Here is a 14767-nt window from a genome sequence, read left to right as displayed (position 1 = left end):
GTCGGCACGATCGTGGGCGTGACGCTCCCGCTGTTCGGCGACCCGGCCCCCGGTCCGGACCTGGACCCGCACCCCGGCGTGCCCGGCGAGGCGTGGGCGGCCGAGCAGTTCCGCGGGCGGGGACTGCGCATCGGCCGCAACCGCACCGTGCACCGGGCGGGGTTCGTGCTGGACGAGCGCGGGGTGGAGATCCCGGCGCCGGACTGCCACGCCGGCTACTTCGCCGCGGGCCGGCCGTGGTGGCAGGTCTACTTCCCGACCGCGGACCCGGTCGACTGCGGCCTGTGCCTCGACGCCCGCCGCCACACCTCCGGCCCACCCCGCCTGACCGGCCAACTGGCACTGGACTTCGGCGACCTCTCCGCCTGACCCCACGCCCCCAACCCGGCGCGCCCGATCCTGCCTGCCTGCCTGCCCCGCCCGCCGCCGCTGCCGCCCGCCGCAACTGTCACCGCCGGCCCCGCACCGCCCGCCGCGCACCGCCCGCAACTGTCACCGCCGGCCGCGCACTGCCCGCATCGCGCCGCCCGCGCCGCGCCGCCCGCACCGCACCGCGCCGCCCGCCGCCCGCGCCCGCCCACCGCCCGCACCGCATCGCGCCGCCCGCTGCCCCCGCCGCCCGCCGCCCGCGCCGCCCACCGCCCGCACCGCATCGCGCCGCCCGCTGCCCACCGCCCGTTGATTCCGCTGCCTGCGCGAGCCTGCCGCACCTGCCGAGCGCAGGCCGCCGGGCGTGGCCTCCGGCCCCCGTCTCGATCGTCGCACGGGGCACCGACATTCCCCGACGTCGAGCGCGCGGAGGGATTTCGAGCGACCCGTCCCCCCGCTTCTGAACCGGTCCCACGTGGTTGAACGCCGCGCCCGATCACGCTCGAAGCTGCGCAAAACACCCTCCGTAGTGAGCGAAGTTGTAATAAACCGTCGTTGACTGCGCAACAGTGCGCACCTAGTGTCCCTCGCAAGCACAACGTGGTGTGTGACATAGGACAACGTCACGCACCTCACCTTGGCGCGAGGAGAGTGCACATGAGCAACCGGTGGTGGAAGGCGGTCGCGGCGGCAGCTGTCGTGGTGAGCGCCGTGGCCTGTGGTGGTGGCGGAGCCGAGAGCGGCGGGCCGGTCACGTTGACGTACGCGATCTGGGACAAGGACCAGCAGCCCGCGATGGAGAAGATCGCGCAGGAGTACACCAAGGCCCACCCCGACGTGACGGTGAAGGTGCAGCTCACCGCGAACAAGGAGTACTGGACCAAGCTCCAGACCGCGGTCACCGGCGGCAGCGCGCCCGACGTGTTCTGGATGAACGGACCCCGCATCGGCCTCTACGCCTCGCAGGGCGTCCTGCAACCGCTGGACGAGCAGATCGCCGCCGCCGGCGTCGACACCGCCGCCTATCCCAAGTCCCTGGTGGACCTCTACACCTTCGAGGGCAAGAAGTACGGCCTGCCCAAGGACTACGACACCATCGGCCTCTGGTACAACAAGGCCCTCTTCGACGCGGCCGGCGTCAAGCACCCCGACGCGACCTGGACGTGGGACGACCTCAAGGCCGCCGCCGCCAAGCTGACCGACCCCGCCAAGGGCCAGTTCGGCATCGCCGCCCCCGCCGACTCCCAGGCCAACTACTACAACACGATCTTCCAGGCCGGCGGCACGGTCATCTCCGCCGACGGCAAGAAGTCCGGCTTCGGCGACCCGGCGACCGTCGAGGGCCTGAAGTTCTGGGTGGACCTGATCAAGGCCGGCTCCTCGCCGACCGTCCAGCAGATGTCGGACACCGAGCCCACGCAGCTGTTCTCCTCCGGCAAGGTCGCCATGTACTACGGCGGGTCGTGGGAGGCCAACGGGTTCGCCAAGAACGCGGACCTGGCCGGCAAGGTCGACGTGGCACCGCTGCCCAAGGGCAAGAAGCAGGCCGTCGTCATCCACGGGCTGGCCAACGTCGCCTACGCCAAGTCCAAGCACCCCAAGCAGGCCGCGGACTTCGCCGTGTTCGCCAGCGGCAAGCAGGCGCAGCAGATCCAGGCCGAGGCGGGCGCGGTGATCTCCGCCTACCAGGGCACCCAGGAGACGTGGGTCAAGGCGTACCCGCAGTTCCACGTGCAGGCGTTCATCGACCAGGTCCCGAACTCCGTCCCGCTGCCCCGGTCGAAGAACACCTCCGCCTGGGCCAAGCACGCCGAAGACCTGCTGCTCAAGGCCTGGACGGGGGAGAAGGACGTCGCCGACGCGGCCAAGGAGCTGGAGAAGGCCGTGGACGAGGAACTGGGCAAGGAGAAGTGACCGCGCTGGAGGAGGTCCCCGTCGCCGCGCCGCAACGCGCGGTGGCGGGGCGACCCGCTCGCCGGGGCCTGCGCCGCCGGGAGTGGCTGTGGGGCTTCGCGTTCATCGCGCCCAACGGCCTGGGGCTGCTGGCCTTCTACATCTGGCCGGTGTTCCAGACGCTCTACTACAGCTTCACCGAGTGGGGCGCGTTCGGCGGCCACACGTGGATCGGCGCGGAGAACTACGCCAAGCTCGTCTCCGACCCGGAAGTGCTGAAGGCGCTGAAGAACACCCTGCTCTACGCCGGGTTGGTGCTGCTCGGCGTGCCGGTCTCGCTGGTGCTCGCGGCCCTGATCAACACGCCGGGGCTGCGCGGCGCGGCGGTGTACCGGGTGCTGTACTTCCTGCCCGTGGTCACCATGCCGGCCGCGGTCGGCATGGTGTGGCGCTGGCTCTACAACGGTGACATCGGCCTGATCAACTACGTGTTGTCGCTGGTCGGCATCGAGGGCCACCACTGGGTCGCCGACCCGCGCTTCGCCCTGTACGCCACGGCGGTCGTGGGCATCTGGATGACCGTCGGCTACAACATGGTGATCTTCGCGGCGGGCCTGAAGGGCATCCCGAAGGACCTCTACGAGGCCGCCGAGCTCGACGGGGCCGGCCCCATCCGGCAGTTCTTCAGCATCACCCTGCCGATGCTCAGCCCCACGGCGTTCTTCGTCACCGTCCTCACCTCGATCGGCGCGTTGCAGGTGTTCGACGTGATCTACCTGATGCTCGGCTCCAACAGCGCGGCACTGCGCAACCCGGCGATCGACGAGAACCAGACGATCGTGTTCCTGTTCTTCGAGCGGGCGTTCGTGGACAACGACAAGGGCTACGCGGCGGCCATCGCGTTCGTGTTGCTGCTGGTCATCCTGCTGCTGACGATCGTGCAGTTCCGGGCGCAGAAGAAGTGGGTGCACTATGCCTGAGCGCGTGGCGCGCCGGACGTGGCCGGTGCACGTGGTGCTGGTGGTCGGCGCGGTGGTCATGGTCGCGCCGCTGGTCTGGGAATTCCTGACCTCGGTGAAGTCGTTCGGCGAGTCCGTGCGCGTGCCGCCGACGATCCTGCCGGAGGCGTGGGACTGGTCGAACTACACCAAGGTGTTCCACAGCATCCCGTTCGGGCAGCAGTTGCTGAACACCGTGCTGATGACCGCCGGGCGGACGGTGGGGCAGCTCTTGCTGTGCTCGATGGCGGCCTACGCGTTCGCGCGGCTGGCGTTCCCGGGGCGGGACCTCATCTTCATGCTGTTCCTGTCCGTGCTGATGGTCCCCAGCCAGCTGTTCCTCATCCCGCAGTACCAGATCATGCAGGAGCTGGGGTGGCTGAACTCGTTGCAGGCGCTGATCGTGCCGGGCGTGTTCAGCGCGTTCGGGACGTTCCTGCTGCGGCAGTTCTTCCTGTCCCTGCCCAAGGACCTGGAGGAGGCCGCGGGCCTGGACGGGGCCAACCCGTTGCGGATCTACTGGCACATCATGCTGCCGCTGGCCCGGCCGGGCCTGGTGGCGCTGGGGATCCTGACCGTGCTGTGGTCGTGGAACGACCTGATGTGGCCGCTGGTGGTCAACAACGACCCCGAGCGGATGACGTTGTCGGCGGGCCTGGCGACGTTGAAGGGCGAGCACTTCACCGACTACCCGGTGCTGATGGCCGGGTCGCTGCTGGCGACGCTGCCGGTCATCGTGGTGTTCATCGTCATGCAGCGGCGGGTGCTGGAGGGCATCGCGTTCACCGGGACGAAGGGGTGAGGACGTGACCGACCTGCGGATCGGCGTCATCGGCTACGGGCTGCGCGCCCCGCTGGTGGCGCACGCCCACCAGCCGGGCCGGGGCAGCGCGGTGGTGGCCGTCGCCGACCCCCGGCCCGAGCGGCGGGAACTGGCGGCGGCGCAGTTCGACGGCGTCCAGGTGGTCGACGACGTGGCCGAGTTGCTCAAGGCCGACTTGGACGCGGTGTTCGTGCTCAGCCCGGACCACCTGCACGTCGAACACGCCCTGGCGGCGTTCGAGGCCGGTGTGCCGGTGTACCTGGAGAAGCCGCTGGCCATCACGGTCGCCGATGCGGACCTGGTTCTCTCGCGGGCGCGCGACTCGGGCGTGAAGGTCTACATCGGGCACAACATGCGGCACATGTCCGTCGTGCAGACCATGAGGAAGCTGGTGCTGGACGGGGCCATCGGCGAGGTCCAGGCGGTGTGGTGCCGGCACTTCGTCGGGCACGGCGGCGACTACTACTTCAAGGACTGGCACGCCGAACGCGCCAAGGGCACCGGCCTGCTGCTGCAGAAAGGCGCGCACGACCTGGACGTGATCCACTGGCTGGCCGGTGGGTACACGCGGCGGGTCAACGCGATGGGCGCGCTGTCGGTGTACGGGCGCGTGCAGGACCGTTTGTCCAAGTCGGAGTACATCCCGAGCCACGACTGGGAGGAGTACCGGACGCACTGGCCGCCGCTGGCGCAGACGGGGCTCAACCCGGTGATCGACGTCGAGGACCTGTCGATGGTCAACATGGCGTTGGACAACGGGGTGCTGGCTTCCTACCAGCAGTGCCACTTCACGCCCGACTACTGGCGGAACTACACGGTCATCGGGACCGAGGGGCGGCTGGAGAACATCGGCGACACGCCGGGTTCCTCGGTGCACGTGTGGAACCGCCGGCACCGGGGGTTCGCGGAGCCGGACGTGGCCGTGCGCATCCCGGAGGCGGACGGCGGGCACGGTGGCGCGGACCCGCGGATCGTCGCGGAGTTCCTGGAGTTCGTCCGGTCGGGCGGGACGACGCTGACCTCCCCGGTGGCCGCGCGCGAGGCCGTGGCGACCGGGTGCGCGGCGACGGAGTCCCTGCGGTCGGGCGGCGCGCCGGTGGACGTGCCGGCGCTGCCGGCGGATCTGGTGGCCTACTACGCGGCCGGTCAGGTCTGAGGCGCGCGCTCCCCGGCCGGTCGTCCCCCGACCGGCCGGGGGCGCGGCCGGGCGTGCCGTCCACATGGTGAGATCGGCGACGGTGTCACCCGGCCGTGTTTGTCCTGGTAGCAGGCTTGCGGACGGCTCGAACCGGTGACCGTGAGCAACGCTCGCGAGTGATCTTTTGCTAAGCTTCCGACCACTGGTCGAGAGGCGCTGCAACGGACGTCGAGTCCGCCACGCTCGACCAGGTGCCACCACCGCAAGGGCGCCTCTCATGAGACATGCCATGGGAGGAGTCCGGATGTCCGAGGCGCTGCGCGAACTGCTGGACCGGAAGGTCGCGGTGCTCGACGGCGCTTGGGGCACGATGCTCCAGGCGGCGGGCCTGAAGCCCGTCGACTACCGGGGCGACCTGATCGCGGGCGACCACCCCAAGGACGTCACCGGCGACCCCGACCTGCTCAACCTCACCCGCCCCGACGTCATCCTCGACGTCCACCGCCAGTACCTGGCCGCCGGCGCGGACATCACGACCACCAACACCTTCACCGCCACCAGCATCGGCCAGGCCGACTACGGGCTGGAGTCGCTGGTCCGCGAGATGAACGTGCAGGGCGCGAAGCTCGCCCGCCAGGCCGCCGACGAGGTGGGCGGCAAGTTCGTCGCCGGGTCGGTCGGGCCGTTGAACGTGACGCTCTCGCTGTCGCCGCGCGTCGAGGACCCGGCGTTCCGCGCGGTCACGTTCGACCAGGTCAAGGCCTCCTACGCCGAGCAGATCGCCGCCCTGGCCGAGGGTGGCGTGGACCTGCTGCTGGTCGAGACGATCTTCGACACGCTCAACGCCAAGGCCGCCATCGCCGCCGCCCGCGAGGTCGCGCCGCAGTTGCCGCTGTGGATCTCGGTGACGATCGTGGACCTGTCCGGTCGCACGCTGTCCGGGCAGACCGTGGAGGCGTTCTGGCGGTCGATCGAGCACGCCGAGCCGCTGGTGGTGGGCGTGAACTGCTCGCTGGGTGCGGCGGAGATGCGTCCGCACGTGGCCGAGTTGTCGCGGATCGCCGGCGCCTACACGGCGGCGCACCCGAACGCGGGTCTGCCCAACGCGTTCGGTGGTTACGACCAGACGCCGGACGAGACCGCGGCGCTGTTGGGGGAGTTCGCGGGTTCGGGGATCGTGAACCTGGTCGGCGGCTGTTGTGGCACGACGCCGGCGCACATCGCGCGGATCGCGGAGTCGGTGAAGGGCCTGGAGCCGGGGCGCAAGCCGGTCAGCGGGTCGAAGCTGACGGCGTTCAGCGGGTTGGAGCCGTTCTCGATCGGCGCGGACACCGGGTTCGTGATGATCGGTGAGCGCACGAACGTCACCGGGTCGAAGAAGTTCCGCCGGCTGATCGAGTCCGGGGACCACCAGGGCGCGGTGGACGTGGCACTGGACCAGGTGCGCGGTGGCGCGAACCTGCTGGACGTCAACATGGACGCCGACCTCCTCGACAGCGAGGAGGCGATGACGACCTTCCTGAACCTCATTGCGACCGAGCCGGAGATCGCGCGCGTGCCGATCATGGTGGACAGCTCGCGGTGGAGCGTGCTGGAAGCCGGCCTGAAGTGCGTGCAGGGCAAGGGTGTCGTCAACTCCATCAGCCTGAAGGAGGGCGAAGGCCCGTTCCTGGAGCAGGCGCGCGCGATCCGGGCTTACGGCGCGGGCGTGGTCGTGATGGCCTTCGACGAGCAGGGTCAGGCCGACACCGCCGACCGCAAGGTGGAGATCTGCGGGCGGGCCTACGACCTGCTGGTCAACGAGGTCGGGTTCCCGCCGCAGGACATCATCTTCGACCCGAACGTGCTGGCCGTGGCGACCGGCATCGCCGAGCACGACGAGTACGCCAAGGCGTTCATCGAGGCGTTGCCGCGGATCAAGCAGCGCTGTCCGGGCGCGCGGACCAGCGGCGGCATCTCGAACCTGTCGTTCTCGTTCCGGGGCAACGACATCATCCGCGAGGCCATGCACTCGGCGTTCCTGTTCCACGCGGTGCGCGCGGGCCTGGACATGGGCATCGTCAACGCCGGCCAGCTCGCCGTCTACGAGGACATCCCGGCCGACCTGCTGGAACTGGTCGAGGACGTGCTGTTCAACCGCCGTCCCGACGCCACGGACCGGTTGGTCGCGCACGCCGAGACGGTCAAGGGCAGCGGCACCAAGCGGGTCGTGGACCTGGCGTGGCGCGAGGCTCCGGTGGCCGAGCGGCTGGCGCACGCGCTGGTGCACGGCATCGTGGACTTCATCGAGGAGGACACCGAGGAGGCCCGGCAGCAGGCCGCGCGCCCCTTGGAGGTCATCGAGGGTCCGCTGATGGACGGCATGAAGGTCGTCGGCGACCTGTTCGGCTCGGGCAAGATGTTCCTGCCGCAGGTGGTCAAGAGCGCGCGGGTGATGAAGCGCTCGGTGGCCTACCTGGAGCCGTTCATGGAGGCGGAGAAGGAGAAGGCCCGCGCCGAGGGCCGGATCGACACCTCCGGCGGTCCCGGCAAGATCGTGCTGGCCACGGTGAAGGGCGATGTCCACGACATCGGCAAGAACATCGTCGGCGTGGTGCTGGGCTGCAACAACTACGAGGTGATCGACCTCGGCGTGATGGTGCCGTCGTCGGTCATCATCGACACCGCGATCGCCGAGGGCGCGTCCGCGATCGGGTTGTCCGGTTTGATCACGCCGTCGCTGGACGAGATGGTGACGGTCGCCTCGGACATGCAGCGCCGGGGCGTGAAGCTGCCGCTGCTCATCGGCGGTGCGACGACGTCCCGCCAGCACACGGCCGTCCGCATCGCGCCGGCGTTCGAGGGCACCACGGTCCACGTGGCCGACGCTTCGCGCGTGGTCGGCGTGGTGTCGGAGCTGCTGGACCCGGACCGCGTGGAGGCCATGGACGAGCGCAACCGGGCCGAGCAGGAGCGGTTGCGGCAGCAGCACGAGGACCGCAAGCGGGTCGCGATGCTGACGTGGGAGCAGGCGCGGGCGAACCGGGAGCAGGTCGCGTTCGACGAGCTGCCGACGCCGTCGTTCACCGGCCTGCGCGTGGTCGAGCCTTCGCTGGACGAGCTGCGGGCCATGATCGACTGGCAGTTCTTCTTCCTGGCGTGGGAGGTCAAGGGCAAGTACCCGGCCGTCCTGGACAACCCCGTGGCGCAGGACCTGTTCAACGACGCCAACGCGCTGCTGGACGAGATCGTCGCCGCCGGTTCCTTCCAGGCGCGGGGCGTGCTCGGCTTCTGGCCCGCGTCCTCGACCGGTGACGACCTGGTCCTGGAGACGGAGTCGGGTGAGGTCCGCTTCCCCATGCTGCGCCAGCAGACCGTGAAGCCGGACAGCCGCCCCAACCGCAGCCTCGCCGACTACGTGGCTCCTTCGGGTGACCACCTGGGCGCTTTCGCGGTGGGCATCCACGGCGCCGAGGACTTGGCCGCCCGCTACGAGGCCGAGCACGACGACTACCGGGCCATCATGGTCAAGACCCTGGCCGACCGCCTGGCCGAGGCGTTCGCCGAGTACATCCACCTGAAGGCGCGTCAGGAGTGGTTCGAGCCGGGTTCGGAGCCGGTCCTGGAGGACCTGCACGCCGAGAAGTTCCGCGGCATCCGCCCGGCCCTGGGCTACCCGGCCTGCCCGGACCACAGCCAGAAGGAGACCCTCTTCTCCCTGCTGGACGCCCGGTCCATCGGCCTGGACCTGACCGAGTCCTTCGCCATGACCCCGGCGGCAGCCGTCAGCGGCCTGATCTTCGCCAACCCCGCCGCCCGCTACTTCACGGTCGGCCGCATCGGGCGCGACCAGGTCGCCGACTACGCGAAGCGCAGCGGCGTCCCGGTCGCCGAGGTCGAACGGTGGCTGCGCCCGAACCTGGCCTACGACCTGGACTAACACGATCGGGTGACCGACCCCCTGTTGCTCCGAACGGCCGTAACGAAGGCCGCCTGACGGGCGAGAACCAGCTACCACGCTGGAACGGGGGGTCGCCCGATGACCACCGTCGACGTCCACTGCCACGTCTTCAACGCCGACGACCTGCCGGTGTACGGCTTCGTGCAGCGGGTCTTCCTGCACAACGCCGGCCTCGGTGCGGCCGTGGCCGGGCTGCTCGACTTCGCGTTGCAGGGCTTCGCCGCCGACCACGCCCACGACCTGGCCCGCCTGGACACCCTGTTGGTGGGCGCGGACGGCCTGGAAAGCGTCCAGCCGGCGGTGCCGCGCACCGCTCTCGACGCCCAGGTCGAGTCGGCCTACGCCACGCTCGCCGCGACGAACCCGGACCTCCTGGCCCAGGCGGGTGCGGCGCTCGCGGCCGAGGAGGGTGTCGTCGGGCAGGAGTCGCTGCGCCCGGGTGACGTACGACGGCTGCTGCGCTTCGTCACGCTGTTCGCCCGGTCGCGACTGGACCTCGTGGCGGACCTGGTCGCCGACTTCCAGGACGAACTGGACCTCGCCGTGCCGTTGCTGGTCGACCTGGGCACCGGCCTCGGCGACAGCGCGGTCTTGACCGGTCGCCAGCAGGTGGTGCTGTTCGAGAAGCTCAGCCGGGCGTCGATGCTCGGTGTCCTGCCGGACGCGGGGAAGGTGCGCCTGCACCCGTTCGTCGGGTTCGACCCGCTGCGCCAACTGCGAGCCGAACGCGCCGAGCCGATCGAGACCCCGCTGGACCTGGTCAAGCTCGCCGTGCGCGAGTACGGCTTCGTCGGCGTGAAGGTGTACCCGCCGATGGGGTGGCGGCCCACCGGCAACCGGCCCCGCCCCGGTCTGTCCGAGCGCGAGGCGAAGCGCCTGGACGACATCGTGGACGCCCTGGCGGCCTGGTGCGTCGAGGAGCACGTGCCCATCACGGCGCACAGCGCGGACTCGATCCACGCCGACGAGGACTACCTGGGGTTCGGCGATCCGGGGGAGTGGGTGGCCCTGCTCGACCGCCACCCCGGCCTGCACCTCAACCTCGGCCACTTCGGCGGGGCGGCAGAGGCCCGGTGGCCCCACCGCATCGCCGAGGCGATGGCCACCCACCCGGGCCTGTACGCCGACGTCGGCAACCACGGCGTCGGTTCTCCGGCCGAGGTCGATGCCTACTTCGCCCTGCTGCGCGAGTTGTCGAAGGCGTACCCGTGCCTCGGGCAGCGGCTCATGTACGGCTCGGACTGGTACATGGTCGCCCAGCAACGGGGCTACGACCGGTTCCTGGACACCTACCGCTCGCGCTACGAGGCCGCGTTCGGCCCGGAAGCCCGGGACGCCTTCCTGGGCGCCAACGCGCTGTCGTTCCTCGGCTTCGACGACCCCGACAACCGCAACGCCACCCGCCTCGCCGAGCGGTACTCCCGGTTCGCGCCCGAGCGGATGCCGTCCTGGCTCGAACACCCACCCCACCGTGGAGGCAACGATGACCCGCCCCGTGATCGAGGAAGCGCTCCGCTTGACCGACAACCTGGACGAGCTGACCGAGTACGTCCGTGACAACGGCCAGGAGCTGCTGGCCACCGCCATCCACACCCGCGCGGTCACCGGCCCCCGCGTGGACCTGGACGCACCGGAGTTCCGAGAACAGGACAGGATGGTCGACCGGGGCGCCCGAGCCCTGGAGAAGCTGCGCACGGCGGGCAGCGCGGCGGACCTGACCGACGACGAGGCCGACGGCTTGGAAGCCATAGTCAACCTCGCGCTGCGACCCGCGCTCCTGATGCGCGACGGCGCGTTCGAGCCGCCGAAGGTGCCGTGGCAGGGGCTGACGGCGTACCGCGCGGGGATCGAGGAAGCCTCCCGGCAGGTCGGACGCATCCAGTGGGCGAACCCGACACCGGACGGACCGCCGTACCTGGGCACCGGGTTCCTCGTGGGTGAGGACGTGCTGATGACCAACGGGCACGTCGCCGAGCTGATGTGCGACCCCGGTGGCGGCTACGAGCCGGGGTCGTCGACGGTGGACTTCACCGACGACCCGGACGCGGGCGGCTCGACGCGGGTCGACATCGTCTCCCTGGTCGGCGTGCACCCCGGCTACCCGCCGCGACCCGACCTGGCGGTGTTCAAGGTCGACCGGCAGTCGCCGTACCTCGCCGGCGGCGTCGGGAACTTCGAGGTCCGCGAGAACCCGCCGGACTCGCTGGTGGGGCGTGTCGTCTACGCGATGGGCTACCCGGCGTTCGACCCGCGCAACGACCCCGCCGCGATGAAGCGGGTGTTCTCCGACATCTACAACGTGAAACGGCTCCAACCCGGCGGGGTGATGTCGTACTCGCCGGAGCTCGGGACGGTGTTCCACGACTGCTCCACCCTGGGCGGCAACTCCGGGTCGTGCCTGGTGGACCTGGAGACCAACCAGGTCCTCGGTCTGCACTTCGGCGGTGTCTACCTCAAGCACAACACGGCGGTGGCGCTGTGGGCGCTGCGCGACGACCCGCTGCTGGCGAAGGCCGGAGTCGAGTTCGGCTGACCGGGGGACGGGACATGGCCAACTTCGCGATCGTGATCGGCATCGACCGCTACGAAAACCCGGATTTCGCACTCCGAGGCGCTGTGGCGGACGCCCTGCGGTTCGCGGAGTGGGCCGGCACGGCAGGCGGTGTCCCGCCGGACAACGTGCGCCTGCTGCTCAGTCCGCACGAACCGGTGCCCGCACCGCACCGTCCGGCGACGTCGGAAGCCATCCGCAACGCCCTGTACGAGGTCTCCTCGGGCGAGGCGGCCGGTGCGGACCGCTTGTTCTTCTACTACGCGGGGCACGGGCTCACCTCTCCCGGTGTCGAAGTCGGGGCACCGGGGGAGCCCGTGCTGGTGCCGTCGGACATGGTGGTCTGGAACCGGGACAAGAACCTCCTCGTCCTGTTCTCGGCGGTGGTCACGGAACTGCGCGGCGTCGCGCCACTGGAGCAGTTCTTCTTCATCGACGCGTGCCGCGACCTGGCTCTGCAGGACACCTTCCGGCCGGTCGTCGGCTCCCTGGGGGTGGCGTGGGTGCCCGTGCGCGGAGGCACCCCGGTCGTCGCCGACCAGCACATCATGTACGCCACGTCCCTCGGCCGGCGCGCCGCCGCGAACGCCCGGCTGAACCAAGGCGTGTTCACGCCGTTGTTGATGGACGGCCTGCGCGGCGTGAGCACCGCGCTCGTGTGGTCGACCTGCGAGCAGCAGTACGAAGTGCGGTTCAGCTCCCTGGCCCGGCACGTCAAGACCGCTATCCGGCCGCGGTTGGCGGGCATGGTGGGCACCGAGGGGTTCGTCCAGGAACCCCAGGTACCGATGACGGGCGCGGAGGACGCCGTGCTGGTCGCGGTCCCGGCCGACCAGGTGCCGCCGGTGACCGTCCGCATCCAGGTGCGGCCGGGCGCCGCCAGGGACGCCTGCACCCTCACCGTGGCCAGTCCGCAGCCGGGCGACGCGGGCGAGCGGTGGACCTCCGGCCCGCCGGTGGAGCCGACCTCGGTGGTGGAACTGCCGCCGTTCGACTACACGTTCCGGGCCCGTGCCGAGGGGTTCGGCGAAGCCAAGATCAGCCGCGCGGTGTACGAGTCGATGGTCATCCCCTTCCGGCTCGAAGGTCCGCCGACCGTCGTTCCCGAAGACGCGCCGCCTGCCCCGGGCGCGGGCCTGCCCGAGGGCGGTCCGTACGCGCCCGGGGGAGCCGATCGGCCGCCGCCCACGCTGGAGGGTCCGGGTGAGGAGGCGCCGACCACGGGCCGGTTGAACGTGCACAGCCCCGACCACTCCGCGGTGATCGCCGTGTGCGACAACGAGAACGTGCAGGTGGCCGGGGGATCCGGCGACGTGGCCGCGCAGCTGCGACCGGGCCTGTACCGGGTGGGACTGGTGCTGCCGGATGGTGGTGGCGACAAGCAGTTGGTCGAGGTCGAACCCGGCGGCACCACGTCCGTCGTGCTCGACGCCCCGTCGCCACGACTGGCATCGGGGGTCGCGAGGCTCCTGCGGAACGTGGGCATCCAGGTCGACGGACGCGGTTACGTGCGGCTCGCCAGGGGGACTGAACCGATCGCTCGACCGTCCCTGGCATCGCTGCTCGCGTTCGCCGCTGTAGCGGCCAACGGCAGGAGTGCGTCTGCGGTCGACCTGCTTCGGTTCGGTGTGGCGGACGTGCAGGATCGCTCTCGACCCGCGCTCGTCCTCCTCGGCTCGAACCGGGAGGAGGGCCTGCCGGGCGGAACCGAGCTGGTCGTCCGGGACCGCGCGGGCCACACCCTCGACTCGGGTCCGTTCGAGGTGTTGCCCGCGTTCCCGGTGGCCGCGCAGCGGGTCGTGGACCTGCCACGCGACCAGGTCCGGCTCGAACTGCGCATACCCGGGCACACGCCCACTCGTTACGCCATCAGCCCGCTGCCGAATCGCGTCGCCGTTCTCGTCGTGGTGCTGGAGGCGGACGGCCGGGTAGAGGTGCAGCAGTACCAGTTGCCCGGGATCCGCGGCGGCCGGCGTCCGCGGGTCGACCTGCGGGGCCTGCGCCGCATCGAGCTGGCGCAGCGCTACTACTCGACCGGCAAACCGGTCCCGATCCGGGAAGAGCTGGTCGATCTGCTGCACGGCAAGTGGGTGGACCCCTTGCTGGGGTGCGTCGCCGGGTACGAGTTCGTGCGGCGCGGTGAGGCCGCGCGGTTCGCCGAGGTGGCCTTGCCGAACATGCTGCGCCACTTCCCCGGATTGCCCGACAGCCAAGTACTCGCGGGTTTGTGCCGTCCCGACCGGGCCGGCGAGTACTTCGAACGCGCGGTGCGGTTGGGCGTGCCGACGTTCTCCGCGGGGCTCGTGGCGTTGTACGAGTGGTCGCGAAGCACCCGTCGCCCGCTCGAACCGGACCTCGTCGACATCGCCACCAACCTCGTCCCGGGCTCACCGTGGACGGCGTGGGCGGCGGACCGTCCGAGGTTCCCGGTGCACGACGGGACGTTCGACGTGCCGGCGTTCGGCTGGGACGGACTGGCCGACGCGCCCAGGCGCCTCCACGACGTCGTCGCGGCGGTGTGCCGCGTCGAGCCGGTGGACGGCGGCCGCTGGGGCACGGGATTCCTGGTCGAGCCCGAGGTGATCGCGACACCGTTGTTCGTCGTCGCCGACCACCTGGACGACAGCGGCCCGCGGCTGAGCCTCGGTCGGGAGGTCGTGGTCGATTTCGGCGGCGACAACGGCGGGCGGTACCGCGTGCGGGACGTCGTCAGGGTGCTGCCGACCTATCCCGAGGTGGTGCTGCTGCGCGTGGCCGACGGACCTGCCCGCCCCAAGCCCCTGCCGTTCGCGCCGGCGCCCGTGCCGGGCACGCTGGTGGTCGTGGTCGGCCACCCGATGGTCGGCCCGGCGGCCGAGAGCCGGAAACTCGTGATGCCCGGCCGGCTGCTGGGCGCCGACGCGACCGAGCTCCGCCACGACTGCACCACCGGTCCGGGCACGGCCGGGTCCCCACTCGTCCACGCCGCCACGGGCAGCGTCATCGGGATGCACTACGCCGCACAGCTTGGTGAGCGCAGAGAGGGACGTGCTGTGCGGCTGTCCCACCTGTGAGC

Annotated in this window: 10 protein-coding genes and 1 riboswitch; of the genes, 9 read left to right on the top strand and 1 reads right to left on the bottom strand. The window is 70.8% G+C overall.

What is annotated here, in order from left to right:
* Positions 1-18 precede the first annotated feature (18 nt).
* Positions 19-369 carry a hypothetical protein gene (locus DFJ66_RS03620; RefSeq protein WP_121217910.1) on the top strand — a complete coding sequence of 117 codons (351 nt, stop codon included), beginning with the start codon at positions 19-21 and terminating at the stop codon, positions 367-369.
* A gap of 123 nt (positions 370-492) precedes the next feature.
* On the opposite strand, the gene DFJ66_RS42075 is transcribed toward DFJ66_RS03620, so the two are convergent.
* Complete coding sequence (locus tag DFJ66_RS42075; RefSeq protein ID WP_147459164.1) at positions 493-765, bottom strand: hypothetical protein; 273 nt, start codon at positions 763-765, stop codon at positions 493-495.
* Between the two features lie 261 nt (positions 766-1026).
* Here DFJ66_RS42075 and DFJ66_RS03615 point away from each other — a divergent pair, with 261 nt between their 5' ends.
* From DFJ66_RS03615 to DFJ66_RS03580, 8 genes are all read left to right on the top strand, one after another.
* The gene (locus DFJ66_RS03615) at positions 1027-2283 is read left to right on the top strand and encodes an ABC transporter substrate-binding protein (RefSeq protein WP_121217908.1); all 1257 of its coding nucleotides are present in this window, start codon (positions 1027-1029) and stop codon (positions 2281-2283) included.
* Positions 2280-3242: a carbohydrate ABC transporter permease gene (locus DFJ66_RS03610; RefSeq protein WP_211350959.1), complete on the top strand. Its 963-nt coding sequence runs from the start codon at positions 2280-2282 to the stop codon at positions 3240-3242. The genes DFJ66_RS03615 and DFJ66_RS03610 overlap by 4 nt, the downstream gene beginning before the upstream one ends.
* Entirely contained in the window at positions 3235-4062 is an 828-nt protein-coding gene (locus DFJ66_RS03605; protein ID WP_121217906.1) for a carbohydrate ABC transporter permease, read from the top strand. The genes DFJ66_RS03610 and DFJ66_RS03605 overlap by 8 nt, the downstream gene beginning before the upstream one ends.
* 4 nt (positions 4063-4066) lie before the next feature.
* Entirely contained in the window at positions 4067-5239 is a 1173-nt protein-coding gene (locus DFJ66_RS03600) for a Gfo/Idh/MocA family protein (protein ID WP_121217904.1), read from the top strand.
* A 184-nt stretch (positions 5240-5423) separates the two neighbouring features.
* A riboswitch (S-adenosyl-L-homocysteine riboswitch) is annotated at positions 5424-5502 on the top strand.
* A 23-nt stretch (positions 5503-5525) separates the two neighbouring features.
* On the top strand, positions 5526-9140 hold the full coding sequence (gene metH / locus DFJ66_RS03595; RefSeq protein WP_121217902.1) for a methionine synthase: 3615 nt from the start codon (positions 5526-5528) through the stop codon (positions 9138-9140).
* A 99-nt stretch (positions 9141-9239) separates the two neighbouring features.
* Positions 9240-10718, top strand: a complete 1479-nt coding sequence (locus DFJ66_RS03590) for an amidohydrolase family protein (protein WP_121217900.1) — start codon at positions 9240-9242, stop codon at positions 10716-10718.
* Positions 10645-11694, top strand: coding sequence for a trypsin-like serine peptidase (locus tag DFJ66_RS03585; protein WP_121217898.1), 1050 nt, complete (start codon positions 10645-10647; stop codon positions 11692-11694). The genes DFJ66_RS03590 and DFJ66_RS03585 overlap by 74 nt, the downstream gene beginning before the upstream one ends.
* A 14-nt stretch (positions 11695-11708) precedes the next feature.
* On the top strand, positions 11709-14765 hold the full coding sequence (locus tag DFJ66_RS03580) for a trypsin-like peptidase domain-containing protein (protein WP_121217896.1): 3057 nt from the start codon (positions 11709-11711) through the stop codon (positions 14763-14765).
* Positions 14766-14767: the final 2 nt, after the last annotated feature.

The organism is Saccharothrix variisporea, assembly GCF_003634995.1.
GTDB classification, from domain to species: Bacteria; Actinomycetota; Actinomycetes; order Mycobacteriales; family Pseudonocardiaceae; genus Actinosynnema; species Actinosynnema variisporeum.
The sequence above is the reverse complement of the archived record's forward strand: the minus strand, read 5'-3'. Positions and strand labels throughout refer to the sequence as shown.

What these genes read in the sequence shown, in the direction of transcription:
- DFJ66_RS03615 (WP_121217908.1), top strand. Translation starts at nt 1,027, where the DNA reads ATGAGCAACCGGTGGTGGAAGGCGGTCGCGGCGGCAGCTGTCGTGGTG.
- DFJ66_RS03605 (WP_121217906.1), top strand. Translation starts at nt 3,235, where the DNA reads ATGCCTGAGCGCGTGGCGCGCCGGACGTGGCCGGTGCACGTGGTGCTG.
- DFJ66_RS03580 (WP_121217896.1), top strand. Translation starts at nt 11,709, where the DNA reads ATGGCCAACTTCGCGATCGTGATCGGCATCGACCGCTACGAAAACCCG.
- metH (WP_121217902.1), top strand. Translation starts at nt 5,526, where the DNA reads ATGTCCGAGGCGCTGCGCGAACTGCTGGACCGGAAGGTCGCGGTGCTC.
- DFJ66_RS03590 (WP_121217900.1), top strand. Translation starts at nt 9,240, where the DNA reads ATGACCACCGTCGACGTCCACTGCCACGTCTTCAACGCCGACGACCTG.
- DFJ66_RS03585 (WP_121217898.1), top strand. Translation starts at nt 10,645, where the DNA reads ATGACCCGCCCCGTGATCGAGGAAGCGCTCCGCTTGACCGACAACCTG.